Origin of the sequence: Microcoleus sp. PH2017_05_CCC_O_A, assembly GCF_020738785.1 — a bacterium.
GTDB lineage: Bacteria > Cyanobacteriota > Cyanobacteriia > Cyanobacteriales > Microcoleaceae > Microcoleus.
In genome coordinates, this window is record NZ_JAEQCB010000024.1 from 24,496 (window position 1) to 39,811 (window position 15,316).

Consider the following 15,316-nt stretch of genomic DNA (forward strand, 5'->3'; position numbering starts at 1 on the left):
CCCGAGCTCAGAGGGGTTAAATAACGCGCTGTGAAGATTATGTTATTGTCTTCAGTCGGCGTCCGGCGGACTTTGTTTTTGTAGGCGCGGTTTCAACCGCCGTCTGCATCTAAAAATCAATTGTCAAAGGCGCTCTCGGAAACGGAATTACATCCCGAATATTTCCCATTCCAGTCATAAACTGCACCAACCGTTCAAACCCCAAACCAAAACCAGCGTGAGGCACAGTACCGTAGCGGCGCAAATCCAAATACCACCACAATTCCTCTTTATTCATGCCTTGAGCTTCCATGCGCCGCTCCAACACATCGAGACGTTCTTCCCGCTGCGAACCGCCGATAATTTCCCCAATATTCGGAGCCAAAACATCCATCGCTCGCACCGTTTTCTCGTCCTCGTTTAAACGCATATAAAATGCTTTAATCCCGACGGGATAATCGCTGACAATCGTCGGCTTTTTAAACAAGTCCTCAGCCAAATAGCGCTCGTGTTCCGATTGCAAATCTAAGCCCCAGCTTACCGGAAAATCAAACTTTTTGTCAGCTTTTTCCAAAAGTGCGATCGCCTCCGTGTAAGTAATTCGCTCAAACTGATTGTTAATAATATTTTCAGCAGTCGCCAAAACAGTCTTATCAATCCGCTCGTTGAAAAACTCCATATCCTCCGGACAATGCTCCAAAACAAAGTTAAAAATGTACTTTAAAAACGCCTCAGCCAAATCCATGTTTCCCTGCAAATCGCAGAAAGCCATCTCCGGTTCAATCATCCAAAACTCAGCTAAATGCCGCGAAGTATTGGAATTTTCCGCTCGGAAAGTCGGGCCAAAAGTGTAAACATTGCCGAAAGCCATCGCCATAACTTCCGCTTCCAACTGGCCGCTAACTGTTAAATAGGCGCGCTTCCCAAAAAAGTCTTTCGCATAATCAACTTCTTGCGAATCAGTACGCGGCACATTCTTTAAATCGAAGTTAGTAACGGCGAACATTTCCCCCGCACCTTCGCAGTCGCTAGCAGCCAAAATCGGAGTGTGAACCCACAAAAAACCGCGCTCTTGAAAAAATTGGTGTACCGCCGCCGAACAAGCATTGCGGACTCGAAAAACAGCGCCGTGGGTGTTTGTGCGCGGCCGCAAATGGGCGATTGTCCGCAAAAATTCCAAGGAATGGCGCTTTTTCTGGAGCGGATAAGTTTGCGGGTCTGCTTCGCCGTAAACTTGTACTTGTGAAGCTTTCAACTCAATTCGCTGTCCCTTCGCGGGAGATGCCACCAGCACTCCTGAAACTTCTACAGATGCACCTGTATTGATTTGTTTGAGTATATTTTCAAAGTCGGGCAAATCAGCATTAATGACTACTTGCAAGTTAGCCATCGCCGAACCATCGTTGACTTCGACAAAGGCAAATTCTTTTAACTCGCGTTTAGTACGAACCCAGCCTTGAATGGTTACAGTTTCGTCTGGTTCGCCGGCGCGCAAAATTGCTGCAATTCGTTGATTTGTCATATCCAATCCTGTTTATTTAATATTTTGCACCATAATTCTCTCTTTTCTCTTCCTCTGCGCCCTCTGCGCCCTCTGCGGTAAAAAAAATCATAACTCCTAACATAATTCAACCGACATAGGATTTCAAAATCCAACCGAGCAAAATACCGAGTCCCCCAAAGCGAACCGCTTGCCAAAAAGGTTGTTTTATGCTTCCCCAAGAAAACAGGCTGCTTTCTAAATTTAACTCGATCGTTTCCAATTCTTGCTCAATTTCCCGCAATTCTTTCTTGAGTTGCGGTAATGGGTTTTGGCGCAGAGACTGGCGGACATCTTCTCGCCGGTTGCCGAGTTCGGCTTGGCGCTGGCGATCGCACTGAATCTGAGTGTAACGCTCTTTGACTGCTGCGAGCGATCGCTCCACTGCTGCGATCGCCTGCACAAACTCATTTTCTGAATCTTCCCGATTTAACTCTGACGGCTGTTGAGGCATTTCGATCTGCAAACCCGACAATACTTAAAAAAACAATTCCCAATTAACTTGTTATTATATGCAGTATATTTTTTCAATTCAGAAACCGCAGCCAAATAGCTATAATTGCCATCTATGCTTGAAACTACACAAACAACCCAAACTGTCAACCTCAACGAGCTGAGCACAGTAGAACTGGCTCAAGCCCTCGCAGCCCGCCTCGCCATTTCCGAAAGAGATTGGCACCGCCTCAAAGCCAACCGTTCCGCCCGGGCCGGAGAGCAAGCCGCGGCCGCTTTGGTCTTTTTGCTGAAAAATCAGCCCGAAGAAGCTCTGCCGCGCTTAAACCAAGCAGCAGGATGGTTAGATCGATCGATCTGTGCACCTCCGTGCCCGACTCACGGCAAATAATTTTGAGTCTTGAGTTAAATATTTGATTAGATCCCAAAACTCAAACAATCGCGCTACTCGATCGAGCAGCGCGATTGCGAGCTAAAAAAGATTTATACTTTTCTCACTCAAAACTCACATTTTGCATTATCATCAAAATCAATCGGTAAGTGGGAAACGAGCGTGGCTTTAGCCCTGAGAGGGGAAACGACGCGGGCGGTTTCAACCGCCTTAAATCCCCTCTGGCGAGGGTTGGAGGGGTATGGTTGCCCCTCCGGTGAGGTATGGTTGCCTCGATCTCCCTTGCGGGGTAATGTTTGCTTCGACCTGGTTATAAAGGCTTGTTAGACCTGCAACACTGTTTCAGTGACTTTAAAACTGTTTAATTGCAGATGACAGAGCGGAAAACTAGCGTCGCATTCGCCGGTGTCGTGACCTAAATAACGTCTCCTCCGTATAGGGGTCTGGTCAGAACAGCTTGTAATGTCTTACAAGCTCAGTGGCTTAAGCCCTGAGTTCCTGACCTACTATCAATAGCTTGATACTCAAAATTTTCCATCCTCGGTTCAGCGAGGAAACGAAAAAAATTGCAGGTCGAGCCGAGCTGAAAAATGCTGCCAAATATCAGTTCTAGCGCAAGCGAGGCAGCCGGTAGCGACTGGGAAGTTCTTTGCACAGCCGTAACTCTGTGCCTTGAGAATTCCACTCAACCCGATCGAATATTTGGTAAAGGATAAACAGCCCCCTACCACATTCTTGTTCAACATGGGGGAATGCAGAATTATCTGCAACATCCTCTGCTATGAGACTGTCGCAAGTATCGGTATAAAGGTCGCAACCGCAAGGTGCTTTAAAGCCACAACCTTCGTCTGATATCACCCACCAATATTCGTTTTGGACGATCGAAAAACGGACTCCAACAGTTTTACTGGGGTCTAACTTATTTCCATGCTTAGCGGCATTTACCAAAGCTTCTTGAAGCCCCAACCGTAATTCCGCTTGCCAGTGAGGCGGAATCTCTGCTAGGAGCAGATCCAAAATAGGACAAAGGTATAGGGTAGAAGCGAAGCTAATCGTAATCCAATTGCGTCCGACGACCGGACGGGCTGAGATAGCAATCACTCAGAAAACTCCCTAACTTTCAGGTGGATAAACTTCACACCCTGCATAGTTGGCTCCCTAGTATTCAAAATACTCATTAATTGAGCGGCGCAGCTCTATTTCTATCTTAGAGTATCAAAGCCGTTAAGAAAAGCAAAGAACATCACAAAATATTCTGCGATTCTCAGAAACTTTTGCCAAGAACTCCCAGTAATTTTACTTATAACTTCTACCCGCATCCTGATTTTTGAGGTCGGCTTTTGCTAGGGCACTGAAGCTGAACCCGCTGCATCCCAAGCCGTCAACAGCTCGCTTACCAAACGATCCCCACCTTGAAAAGATCGGAAATCCGTCCAAAAAAGTCGATCCCTTGACTCCTAGCCAATGGGGATCGACTCCCACCACCACAGCTTGGGCCCGATCGCCTAGATCTCCTACTTGTACCAAAGATCGCAAGGATCTTACCTAGGTGTGTTGCAGTCGAAACCAGATATATTTCCAAAATGCCGATCGAATACTGAAAATCCGACTGCTGCGACCTTTACCAAATCAATATTTGTTACAAAACTTATTGATTATGAGTGCGATCGCCCGAACTAGCCCAACTCGACCAACTTGACGTATCCCTTACTGGCAAAACCCCAGCGCGTTGGCAAAACTTTATAAATCTGAACCTCACGATACAATAGTTAAAGTAAATACTTATTTCTTTACATTATGCAAACAACCCCAGCCATCACTGCAACCCCCATTCCAGGCACATACTGGCAATGGCGGGGCCATTCAGTATACTATGTGCGGTCGAGCGATCGACATCTCGAACGCCCTCCCCTGCTGTTAATTCACGGTTTTGGAGCATCCACAGACCACTGGCGCAAAAATATCAGCGGGCTGAGCAAAGAATTTGAAGTGTGGGCGATCGACCTGATCGGATTCGGGCGATCGGCAAAACCCGAAATCCAGTACAGCGGCGAGCTCTGGCGCGACCAACTCCACGACTTCATCACCAACGTCATCGGCCGGCCCGCCGTACTAGCCGGGAACTCCCTCGGAGGCTACGCCGCCTTGTGCGTAGCAGCCCAGCGTCCCGAATCAGCCACCGGACTCATCTTAATCAACAGCGCCGGCCCCTTCAGCGAACCTCAGCCCGCACCCGAAGCCCCGCCCTTGCAAAAAGCCATATCTACCGTAGCTAAAACCTTATTCCAGCAAGATTGGGCAAGTTTTCTGCTGTTCCAATACGTACGAGGGCGATCGACAATTCGGAAAACCCTACAAAAAGTTTATCTCGACCAAAGCGCCGTCACAGACCAATTAGTAGAAGAAATTTACCAACCCTCGTGCGATCGGGGTGCACCCAAAGTATTCGCCTCCGTCTTCCGAACACCCCAAGGTGAAAAAATCGACGTATTGTTGAGTCAATTAAATTGCCCGCTGCTAATGCTGTGGGGAGAGGGCGATCCGTGGATGAATTCTACCAACAGAAGCGCCAAATTCCGCGAACATTATCCGCAGTTGACAGAACACTTTATCAAAGCCGGTCACTGTCCCCACGATGAAGTACCAGAAGAGGTAAACGAACTGATTCGCGCGTGGATAATTGACTAGGGCATAGGGCATAGGGCATAGGGCATGGGGCATAGGGCATAGGGCATAGGGCATGAGTTACTGGTTATTGGTTATTAGAACGAACAACTAACAAGAAACATAGGACAAATCAGCTCCGAGGCATTTAAATTGCACGTCCGAATAAAGTTAAACTTTTGTGGGGCGGGCATCTTGCCCGCCCTAAAGATACAATTTAAATGCACAACCAATAACCAATAACCAATAACCAACAACCAACAACCAACAACCAATAACCAATGACTTCAAGTGTGTTGATTGTGGCGCGGGTGTCCCGCCCGTGAATCCTACTAAATCAAATAGGTTTGTAGTGAGGACTTCAGTCCGCATCAATTTCTGCGGACTAAAGTCCTCACTACAAACCTCTAAAGGCGACCTATTTGGGTTGCCTTGTTTACTATCATGAAAAATGCAATTTGTCAACAGCAAATAGCGACTATTTTTTACGCTTGGCGTTATCTAAGCGCCTGCGATCGCGCCATTCAACTGCTGTCAAATAAGCGACCCCGCCAGTCACTGTCAGCAACAGCACAAAGGCTACCAAAACCAGCAAATTAGCAATCGAAAATTCCACAACCCCTCCTGCTTGCCTTATACTTGAGATTTAGACTTGAGATTATGTGCGATCGCACAACCCCAATAAAATTAGTTTGTAGCAAGGAATGGAAATCTTCATCAAACTCTGCGGACTAAAGTCCTCACTACAAACCTGATAACGGTTATTGTACCGAACGTGTTTTGAATTGGGTGAGAGGGAGACTTGGAGAGTCCGAGAGGGGGAGATGAGAAAAGTCTTCCCGGAAGCATCTCAGTTTTGATTTTATAGTGCGACCACTTCAAGAACTCGCGATCTACGATCTATCTAACACTCGCGAGCGGGGACGCTCGCACTGTAAAGAAATTGCTTTTTTACAAAAGTGAGATACTCCGAGTCTTCCCTCTGTCAACTATCAACTGCCAACTGCCAACTGTCAACAGTCAACAGTCAACAGTCAACAGTCAACTCTTCCTTAAAACAACTCTTCCAAAATTGTAAACCGGACATGATTAATGGCCAGACTTCCCACGGAAACATCCTCCTTCTTCAAAGGCAGACCCCCGCTGGTGAGACTTTGGAAGCGAATTCCCTTGCCAATTTCCACGTGATACCAAGCTAAACCCATAAAAAACCGCAAAGGATAAGGGCCTCTGTCTTGAATATCATCAGGATTAGATTCCATCGGTACCCAACCAAAACCTGGAATGTAAAACTCCAGCCAAACGTGATTGAAATCGGGTTCCAGCGGCAAACCTTTTCTGTCAGCAAAAGCCGGACACTTATAACGCCCAATTGTGCGACAAGCAATTCCGTTCAACCTTGCCAAAGCCAACAACAACCCCACATACTCGCCGCAAGAACCGACGCCGCGACGCAGTACAATATCGGGAGTGTCAATGTGAGGTCTAATCCCGTAAGAAAGTTGGTCGTAAACAAAATTGCGAATGCTCAGTAACTTCCTCAGAATATTAGTTTCTGTGCCAATGGAGGCCACCGCAGCCGATCGCACAATCTCCGTATCCATCGCCAAATTATCATTGTCCACCAAATACTTCGCTGCAAACTCCGGCGATAGTTGCGGTATCTTTTCTACATTCCGAGGTGACAACTGATACTTAATCGATCGCACTTCTAACAACGCCTTCCAGCCAAAAACTCGCCGTTCCCCCTTCTGGAGGCGATCGAACTTAAACACCGCCACCCGTTCCCCTTCCTGAATTTCCTCAGTAAAAGGCATCCCAATCGGCGTAATTTTCCTGACCTTTTGTCGGTGAGTGTCCGAAGGTAAAGCAATCCGCCACTCCAAATTATCGATTTCTACCTCATCCAGGGGAGAAAGTTCCTCCACATAGGACATTTCCATCAAAAAACCATTTGACAGAGCGAAGCGTTCGGCTTCATTGTAGTGAAAAGATAAAGGGTGAACAAAAGTGCGATCGCGCTTCGTCAACTGAAAAGGATCTTCCGAATTCGGATCGTCCCGAATATAAAGTTCATCCCCGGCATAAGCCACATACAGAACCTCTTCGCCCGTCTGGGAATCTTTGTGAAAAGCCAAACCCGAAGGCCATTCAAAGGGAGTCAAAACGCTAAATTTAATCTCCCCAGTTGCCCGTTCCAAACAGTAAACAGTTTGCTCAGTCTTGTCGCAAACCCAGAGTTCCTCATCCCGGACAGTGATATTTTCTATGCCAATACCGGGAGCATAAAACCGAGTAATTTCCCGACCAGTTTTTACATCAAAAACCAGAATATAGCCCAATCTCTGGCAAGTCACATACAGCGTAGATTTCCAAACTGCAATCCCGTCAGCGGGATAAGAAAGGGAAACAAAATGTTCGGGTTTGAGTTCAGCGATTGCCCCATCCCGAATTGCGCCCGGACAGCAACAAATATCCTCATCTCGCGAAAACCAGAGAGTATCTTCCCAAATCGCCAGCCCGGTTGCGCCTGCAAACTTAGCCGTTTGATGAGGATTCAAAACAGTAGTGTTGTCAGTTTCTCGATCGATCTCCAATAGTAGCCCTTCGGTGCGATCGACCGCGAATAACCTATTTCCTAAAAAAGTAATGCCGTGCAGCGCGTAGACCCCGATCGGTCTTACCATCCGCAGCCCCGAAGGCTGTTTGTCCGAGAGAACAGGTGAATCGAGATTCATGCTAAATTTTTTTGCCGCTATTGTATTGTACAGAAAACTTAATTTGCTCACTTGTAGCCGATCGCTTTAGGCTCATCAGCAAAATTGCCGAGGTTCCTGATATCCTGAACTGACGCATCAACCGGTTTTTTTACGAAAAGACGCTTTTTAGCCTGCGATCGCAGTAAAAAAACCGGAATATTAGTCTTTCTGAACATTGGCTTTGACAAGCTCAACCCAACCTGCTGTCGTGCAGGCAAGTAAGTATAACTACCAAGCTACCACTGAAAAACGCGACACAGAATTCCATCTTGCTCAGAAGGGCCAAACTAATCGTATCTGTTGGAAGATATAAATTAAGTACAACAGATTACTAGATCCGTCAAAACCTTGGGTAGAATAAAATCGTGTGTTTAAGTTCCTAGGTTCATTAGAAGGCAGGTTCGTCATGGCTTGGAAGTCTGCTCTAAACATCGGTGCTCTTTCCTTAATTCTGTCTCTAGAGGGAGTTGCCGTTGGTAGTTTAATACCAGCTCTTGCTCTCAACAGCCCCGGTAACAATGTCCGCCGCCCCTCACAACCGCAGCTACCACTCAACTGGCAAACAGTTCAACCCCCGGAACTAACTGGAAGCAGACCGAACAACCAGCAATTGGGAGGCACGTGGAATAACTTTCAACCGCCGGAGCAGGGAGTACCCGGAAGACGGGAAGGGGGAGGAACCCGCGGCTTAGAATGCACTGCCACAAATGCCTTAACTGCCTTGATTCCCCAATCAACTATGGGGCAAACAATATCAGCAAAGCCGACATTTTTCTACTACCTTCCCGTAGCCATCGACAAAACAGTTCAGTTTGAGTTAGCAGACGAAAGCGACAAAACGGTATACAAAAAAAGTTTTCGGATGGTAACGAGCCGTCCTGGTATCGTTAGCATCAACCTCGGCTCCGACGGCAACTCGCCAGCCCTGGAAGTTGGCAAAAACTATCAATGGTACTTTACTATCAAATGCAACCCAAAAAACTATAGAGATGAGGTTCTCGTTTCGGGGTGGATAAACCGCATCGCAGTGGCCCCAACCTTGAAAACAGAGTTGGATCGATCGCCCGAGGGTCGCGCCAAGCTGAGCATCTTCGGCAAACAAGGTCTCTGGTACGAGTACCTGGCAGCTCTAGCTCAATTGCGCGTGGAGTCTCCCAGCGATGCCAGTTTAGCGTTCGAGTGGTCAGAAGTGTTGAGTGCAGTCGAACTCGGCAAAATTGCCCGAGAACCATTAATCCCCAGTCAGTTAACACCCATCGCCAAAAAATAATTCGACTTGTGCAGCAAGTACCAAAAACCCGTGGCGATCGCGCGCGGTATTTGGCAGCGCCACAGATGATTTTTGCCTGTCTCGGGTTTTTTGGTCGATCGTCCTCAATAAATTAAAATTTTTGCGCTGACCAGCATAAGGATTCGCTAGGAGGATCTGGGAGGTTGCAACTGGGCATTTTTATTGAAGCGACTGCACTTCAGATGCTACTAGAGTCCCGATCCTCGCGACTAAATCCCCCAATCCCCCAAATCTAAAATCTAAAATCTAAAATCTAAAAGATCGATCGACTTCGATAGCAAAATTGAGATGCTCCCAGTCCCCTTGTCTCTGGAAAGCCGGACTATTGAAAATTTTATGTTCAAATTGCGCCCAATACTAAATGGTAAACTTGCATAGTCAAGCAGCAAGCAAAATTATTTTACAAAAATATTAATTATGCGCCCGAGAGCAAATATTGCAATATTTCGGTTGGGGATTTCACTTCTAACTGCGCTCCCCATTGCTTGCTTTGATGCCCATCAAGCTATATCCCAAACGGACGATATTTCTCAGTTGCCCGCCGCCGCTGACAACTTAGCAGATCCGGCCAACGGAGTATTAGCACTGCAAAAACTCGAAATCAAGCAGGATGAAACTGCAACTAACTTCAATCAACTGCCGGATTTTGCCGAAAACAACCCTCTTGACAACCAGGCCGATCGCTGTTCCACAATTAATGAAACTGGTTGTGATGCCCACCCGGAACCCGAAAGACCAAATCTAGTTAACAGCGAACCGATATTCCCTAACCAGCTACATAGCAATGTTTTAGCCCAAAACCCACAAAATACCCCTCCAAACCTGCCCCCGCCACCGACTCAGCCAGATCCAAATCGCGATCGATTTTTGCAACCGGCCCCGCAGCCTTCCCCAGAACCTCCTCAAATACCGCAACCAGTTGCACCGGAGCGCCCGTCCCCAGTTCCCCTGCCGCTCCCGAATCAGGTAATTCAGGTGCAGAAAATTCAAGTAGTTGGCAGCACAATTTTAAGCCAAGACGAAATTAATGCCTTAGTCAAGCCGTTAGAGGGCCGTTCTACCACGCTAGAACAGCTCAAACAAATCGCCGACAAAATTACCGAAATTTACCTCAATCGCGGCTACATCACTTCGAGAGCCGTCTTGCCGCCCCAAACTATCACCGCAGGGGTAGTCAAAATTCAAGTTATCGAAGGCAAGCTGACTCGAATTGAGGTAGAAGGAGCTAAAAGATTGCATCCAAGTTACATCCGCAGCCGGATTCGACTCGGTGCCCGAATGCCTTTAAGTACAGCTTCATTAGAAAACCAACTCCGGCTGCTGCGAGTCGATCCTTTATTTGACAATGTAGAAGCCAGCCTGCGGGCTGGGGATAATGAAGGAGAGAGCATTCTGATCGTCAGAGTTACGGAAGCTAATCCATTTCAATCTAGTTTCAGCATTGACAATTATTCGCCTCCCAGCGTCGGTTCTGAAAGATTGGGTGTTAGTTTGCGGCACCGCAATCTCACAGGAAATGGCGATGAACTTGCGGGTGCTTATTATCGATCGCTCGGCGATTCAGATGTCTTCGATTTCAGCTATCGCTTGCCGCTAAATGCGATGAACGGCACGTTGCAATTGAGGGCAGCGCCGAACCGCAACAGTATAGTACAAGAACCTTTTGATGCTTTTGACATTTCGGGAAAATCGCATTTATTTGAAGTTAGTTACCGCCAGCCGCTGCGGAGAACGCCGATCGAAGAATTTGCCTTATCTGCCGGTCTTACTTATCAGAAAGGCAGAACTTTTGTCGCCGGTGTACCGACTCCATTTGGCTCGGGCCCTGACTCCAATGGTGTCACGACTACCACTGCGATCAAGCTGGGACAGGACTACATTCGGCGGGATCCCCAGGGTGCTTGGGCTTTGCGATCGCAATTTACGATCGGCACAAGCTTGTTTGATGCTACTCAAAATGAAGGTTCTGTCCCTGACGGACAATTTTTGAGTTGGCTGGGTCAAGTGCAGCGAGTACAGCGATTAAATGATAAACATTTATTAATTTTGCAGTCAGACTTACAACTTTCTGCTAATAGTTTGTTACCTTCGCAGCAATTTGTAATTGGCGGCGGGCAATCTCTGCGCGGCTACCGCCAAAATGTGCGTTCTGGCGATAACGGCTTCCGACTGTCGATCGAGGATCGGATTACTTTGCAGCGGGATGCTTCGGGAAATCCCAAACTTCAATTAGCTCCTTTTTTGGATGCGGGTACGGTGTGGAACGCTCCCAATAATCCTAATAAATTAACCAATCAGACATTTTTAGCAGGTATGGGTTTGGGGGTAATCTGGGAACCGATACGGCGGGTGAACTTGCGTGTAGATTATGCTTTTCCTTTGGTGAGAATTACCGATAAAGGCAACAACCTGCAAGATAATGGCATTTACTTCAACATCATTTACACGCCTTAACGAGAGTGGGGGATGGAGAAAGCATCTGATTGCAAAAAGCATTTTTTTTACAGCAGTGCGAGCGTCCCCGCTCGCGTATTTTATCACTCGCGAGCGGGGACGCTCGCACTGCTATCAAAGCTGGCGCCGAGATGCTCCCTGCCGAACTTTCTCGATCGGATCTTAATCGCCGACTTCCCCGACAACCTCGGCAGCAGCCTGAGTTTCGAGCCAGAGTCCGAGCAACAACCGCTCCGCCCGATCGCTCAAAACCGTCGCAAACACCCCATCAGCGCCTTCAGATGCCCCTCCAATCCACGTACCGCGCAGGGTCACTTCGACAAAATCAGCATCAGCAACACAAAGGTCGATCGAATCGGTATCATCTCGGCGGGCCTCAGATTCCAACAGAGAAAGCGCCGGCAAATTCGCGGGCAGCAAAAATGCCGCAGTGCTCGGTTCGACGCTGATGCTTTGACCAACTCGCATAGCCAGCACAACTCGCAGCGCCACTAACTGTTCGGGAGATTGAGCCAAACGCTCTAGGTTAAAGCCCGTTTCAGTGTAAGTCAACTTCAGCATATTGACAGCCTTAAATTTGGAATTGAAAATTGAAAATTGGGAATTGGGAATTGGGCATTGGGAATCGGGAATTGGGAATCGGGAATTGGGAATTGGGAATTGGGAATTGGGAATTGGGAATTGGGAATTGGGAATTGGTCAAATAGGGAATTGGTTATTAGAAAAACCACTAACTATTACCCATGCCCCATGCCCCATGCCCTATTCCCCATGCCCCATTCCCCATGCCCCATTCCCTATTCCCCAATTTGGTATTCGTGCCAAAACATTTCGGCAAAAGCAACAGTGGGGTGAATGGGAGCCTTCGGCTTGGTTCGCAGAGACATTCCAGCTTCTATGGGAGTTCTGTCGCCCTTGCGAGAGTTGCACCGTTCGCAAGCAGTCACCACGTTGTCCCAAGTATGCGTCCCGCCCTTCGATCGGGGCATCACGTGATCCAGCGTCAAATGCCGGTTGTTGCCACAGTATTGGCAAGCATGGGCATCTCGGCGCAGAACTTCTCGCCGATTGACCGGCGGCACTTTCCACAGCCGTTCCCTGTTGCCAAAAGTCAAGCGGATTTGTTCGGGTACGTGGATGCTGGTGCTGGGCGATCGCACTAGATAGCCATTGCCGATGCTAAAATCCAGAGGTTCAGCCTTGCCTGTTACCAAAAGTACGATCGCCCGTTTGATGTTGACACGGCTCATCGGTAGGTAATTTTGAGAAAATACCACAACAGATTGCCTCAATACATCAGTTACTACGGTCACGGCTTGCTCCTCCTCATTTGGATTTTAGATTTGAGATTTTAGATTTGAGATTTTAGATTTGGAATGCTTCCCAGCATTGGCTACATCTAGTTTTTGCGAGTTCCCCAAGCCTTGCCAAATTGCTCCAATCTCCAATCAAATGCCCCCGCTTCTCTTACGAGTGAAGCGGGGGCTAGAAAAACTGCTTTCATGCAAATTTTCATCTTATGTTGGTACAGTCGTTAGCTGTACCTCCCGCTTCGCCTATCTTTATGGTGTGGCCGTGCCACTCCCAGACCGTCCCGGTCTACCTCGTTGTAATTAATTTCTGAAATTAGTCCTAATCCACTATAACCGGGTTTAATTGGGCTTGTCCCAGCCCACGAGGTCGCTGTAGGGGTTAGCAAACCTGTCATAAAGACTTGCCGTGAGGACTCAGCGCGACCCCTGGGGCGATCGCACTTGAGTTGATAAGTAGAGTAGGTGGGGAAAAATTTCACAGTAGGCAGAAAGTGATCTGAGACCTTTAAATCTAGCTTTAAACATACTACACTGATATTACAGATATGTCCACCCGTCACGGAGAAAAATTATGCATACCCTACCTAGAACCTCAACCACCGAAATGGAAGTCACCAGCATTCGATTGGAAAGAGAGCTCAAGGAGAGACTCAAAGAGCTCGCTGGCAATCAAGGCTATCAAGCTTTGATTCGAGATTTGCTCTGGAATTACGTCCAGCAGAAGTCTGGAGAGTATCGTCAGATGTTTTGTCGATCGGATATTCGAGCCAGCATTAACGCCACAGCACAGCAGGAGGAACGCTGCGCCCTTACAGGAGAGTTGATTCGAGTTAATGAGCCGATGTTATTAGGCCTGACGATGCACGGCGAAATGGTGCCCCTGAGTATGGGGAGTATGGGCAGTATGGCTGGATAAACCAGTTTACCGAGAATTTGCGATTGCGATCGGCCTGGGGTGAGAACCCCAGGCGCTGAAGATCAAATCCCGAAGCATTTCCAAGATATCTATATTTAAAGAAAGCAAGAAGACGCTAAGTTCGCGAAGAAAGATCCCAGAAGGAAGACGCGCGGACTAATGCTAAACTTTCCATCGGGTATGCCGAAAGATGATGGTAAATTTGATGGAAAAGATTAAGGTAATGCTGAAAAACCGCTACTTGAGTGCTGTAAGCTCGATCGCCCTTCTCACAATGATCGCCGGATGCGCCGCTACCGAATCACCCCAACTTGCAACTCCCTCTCCTGTAGCCGAATCTTCCCCGCCGCCAGTTAAACCCAATCAGCCGTTAACAGTTTCTCTCAACAATCCCGAAACCGCCACAAATACCAAAATCCAGCAATATCTCAACGCATTGACGGCCCAAGGTTCTGCCAAAGAAGACCAAGGCATCTGGATGCAATCGGGCAATACATTACTCGCCAATCATCAAGGTACAGTTCCTCTGTCAGCCGCTTCCATTACCAAAGTAGCAACATCTCTGGTAGCGCTGCAACAATTTGGGCCGGAACATCAATTTATCACCGAAATTAGTACCAACGGCACCATCAAAGACGGTGTATTAAAAGGCGATTTAGTGATTGAGGGCAGCGAAGATCCGTTGTTTGTGTGGGAAGAGGCGATCGCCCTCGGTAACATCTTAAATAAAAAAGGCATCAAGCGAGTCACTGGCACTTTAATCATTGTCGGTAAATTTTACATGAACTTTGAATTAAATCCCCTTAAATCAGGAGAATTGCTCAAACAAGCATTGAACAGCGAAATCTGGCCGGGCGAAGCCGCAGCCCAGTATCAAACACTTCCTCCCAATACACCGAAACCCCAAATAGTAATTGATGGTACTGTCAAAGTTTTGCCAGCACGTCCCAGCGCCGTACCCTTAGCCAAACATTATTCTTTACCCCTCGCCGAACTTATCAAAAAAATGAATCAGTACAGCAACAATCTCATGGCAGATATGCTAGCTGATACTGTTGGTGGCGCCAAAACAGTCGCGCAAAAAGCAGCAGCAGCAACTGGAGTTCCTCCCGCAGAAATTCAACTCGTCAACGGTTCCGGATTGAGCGACGACAATCGCATTTCTCCTAGGGCTGCGTGCGGGTTATTTATAGCTTTAGAACGCTACCTGCAACCTTACAGCATGACAGTTGCTGATGTCTTAACAGTAGTTGGCAAAGATAAAGGAATACTATCAGAACGGGCGCTACCAAAGTTAGCAGTAGTCAAATCTGGCACATTGGATAATGTTAGCGCTTTGGGCGGAGCGCTACCAACTCAAAAACAAGAAACCGTGTGGTTTGTGATTATGAATCGAGGGGCAAATGTCGAGGCATTTCGCACTCAGCAAGAGGTTTTGTTGAAAAGCTTTTTGACTGAATGGGGAAGCGTTCAAGTTTCGCCACCGGAATTAACGCCAAATCCTGCTAGAAGTAGTAAGGTATCTCGCAGCGAACTTGTTCAATAATAACTGATTT

The 15,316-nt window shown here is 47.5% G+C and carries 15 protein-coding genes; 6 read left to right on the plus strand and 9 right to left on the minus strand.

Translation table 11 applies throughout. The features are described 5' to 3' along the window. Nucleotides 1–109 precede the first annotated feature (109 nt). Together asnS and JGK20_RS07745 are read right to left on the minus strand one after the other, a co-directional pair. Complete coding sequence (gene asnS, locus JGK20_RS07740) at nt 110–1,501, minus strand: asparagine--tRNA ligase (RefSeq protein WP_293181551.1); 1,392 nt, start codon at nt 1,499–1,501, stop codon at nt 110–112. Between the two features lie 106 nt (nt 1,502–1,607). Beyond that, complete coding sequence (locus JGK20_RS07745) at nt 1,608–1,973, minus strand: DUF2203 domain-containing protein (protein ID WP_293181554.1); 366 nt, start codon at nt 1,971–1,973, stop codon at nt 1,608–1,610. A 114-nt stretch (nt 1,974–2,087) separates the two neighbouring features. On the opposite strand from JGK20_RS07745, the gene JGK20_RS07750 reads away from it, so the two are divergent. Then, nucleotides 2,088–2,363, plus strand: a complete 276-nt coding sequence (locus tag JGK20_RS07750; protein WP_293181557.1) for a DUF6439 family protein — start codon at nt 2,088–2,090, stop codon at nt 2,361–2,363. 609 nt (nt 2,364–2,972) lie between these two features. Here the strand turns inward: JGK20_RS07750 and JGK20_RS07755 are convergent. Then, nucleotides 2,973–3,464, minus strand: coding sequence for an anti-sigma regulatory factor (locus tag JGK20_RS07755; RefSeq protein ID WP_293147533.1), 492 nt, complete (start codon nt 3,462–3,464; stop codon nt 2,973–2,975). 195 nt (nt 3,465–3,659) lie between these two features. Then, nucleotides 3,660–3,899, minus strand: a complete 240-nt coding sequence (locus tag JGK20_RS07760; protein WP_293181563.1) for a hypothetical protein — start codon at nt 3,897–3,899, stop codon at nt 3,660–3,662. Between the two features lie 261 nt (nt 3,900–4,160). Here JGK20_RS07760 and JGK20_RS07765 point away from each other — a divergent pair, with 261 nt between their 5' ends. After that, nucleotides 4,161–5,051: an alpha/beta fold hydrolase gene (locus JGK20_RS07765; protein ID WP_293181566.1), complete on the plus strand. Its 891-nt coding sequence runs from the start codon at nt 4,161–4,163 to the stop codon at nt 5,049–5,051. 454 nt (nt 5,052–5,505) lie between these two features. On the opposite strand, the gene JGK20_RS07770 is transcribed toward JGK20_RS07765, so the two are convergent. From JGK20_RS07770 to JGK20_RS07780, 3 genes are all read right to left on the minus strand, one after another. Continuing rightward, complete coding sequence (locus tag JGK20_RS07770) at nt 5,506–5,643, minus strand: hypothetical protein (protein WP_293147539.1); 138 nt, start codon at nt 5,641–5,643, stop codon at nt 5,506–5,508. Between the two features lie 436 nt (nt 5,644–6,079). Beyond that, nucleotides 6,080–7,765: a transglutaminase domain-containing protein gene (locus JGK20_RS07775; RefSeq protein ID WP_293181568.1), complete on the minus strand. Its 1,686-nt coding sequence runs from the start codon at nt 7,763–7,765 to the stop codon at nt 6,080–6,082. Between the two features lie 47 nt (nt 7,766–7,812). Then, complete coding sequence (locus JGK20_RS07780; protein WP_293181571.1) at nt 7,813–7,962, minus strand: hypothetical protein; 150 nt, start codon at nt 7,960–7,962, stop codon at nt 7,813–7,815. 230 nt (nt 7,963–8,192) lie between these two features. On the opposite strand from JGK20_RS07780, the gene JGK20_RS07785 reads away from it, so the two are divergent. Both JGK20_RS07785 and JGK20_RS07790 read left to right on the plus strand, forming a co-directional pair. Beyond that, nucleotides 8,193–9,056 carry a DUF928 domain-containing protein gene (locus JGK20_RS07785; protein WP_293181574.1) on the plus strand — a complete coding sequence of 288 codons (864 nt, stop codon included), beginning with the start codon at nt 8,193–8,195 and terminating at the stop codon, nt 9,054–9,056. 438 nt (nt 9,057–9,494) lie between these two features. Continuing rightward, a complete protein-coding gene (locus JGK20_RS07790; protein ID WP_293196754.1) occupies nt 9,495–11,531 on the plus strand; it encodes a ShlB/FhaC/HecB family hemolysin secretion/activation protein in 2,037 nt (678 codons plus the stop codon). Between the two features lie 162 nt (nt 11,532–11,693). Here the strand turns inward: JGK20_RS07790 and JGK20_RS07795 are convergent, their stop codons facing one another. Both JGK20_RS07795 and JGK20_RS07800 read right to left on the minus strand, forming a co-directional pair. Next, entirely contained in the window at nt 11,694–12,092 is a 399-nt protein-coding gene (locus JGK20_RS07795; protein ID WP_293218977.1) for an alr0857 family protein, read from the minus strand. Between the two features lie 236 nt (nt 12,093–12,328). Then, complete coding sequence (locus tag JGK20_RS07800; RefSeq protein ID WP_293210828.1) at nt 12,329–12,844, minus strand: HNH endonuclease; 516 nt, start codon at nt 12,842–12,844, stop codon at nt 12,329–12,331. A 571-nt stretch (nt 12,845–13,415) separates the two neighbouring features. Here JGK20_RS07800 and JGK20_RS07805 point away from each other — a divergent pair. Beyond that, the gene (locus JGK20_RS07805; RefSeq protein ID WP_293181586.1) at nt 13,416–13,760 is read left to right on the plus strand and encodes a ribbon-helix-helix domain-containing protein; all 345 of its coding nucleotides are present in this window, start codon (nt 13,416–13,418) and stop codon (nt 13,758–13,760) included. A 190-nt stretch (nt 13,761–13,950) separates the two neighbouring features. Beyond that, nucleotides 13,951–15,306 (plus strand): D-alanyl-D-alanine carboxypeptidase, encoded by a 1,356-nt coding sequence (locus JGK20_RS07810; RefSeq protein WP_366038647.1) that lies wholly within the window; start codon nt 13,951–13,953, stop codon nt 15,304–15,306. Nucleotides 15,307–15,316: the final 10 nt, after the last annotated feature.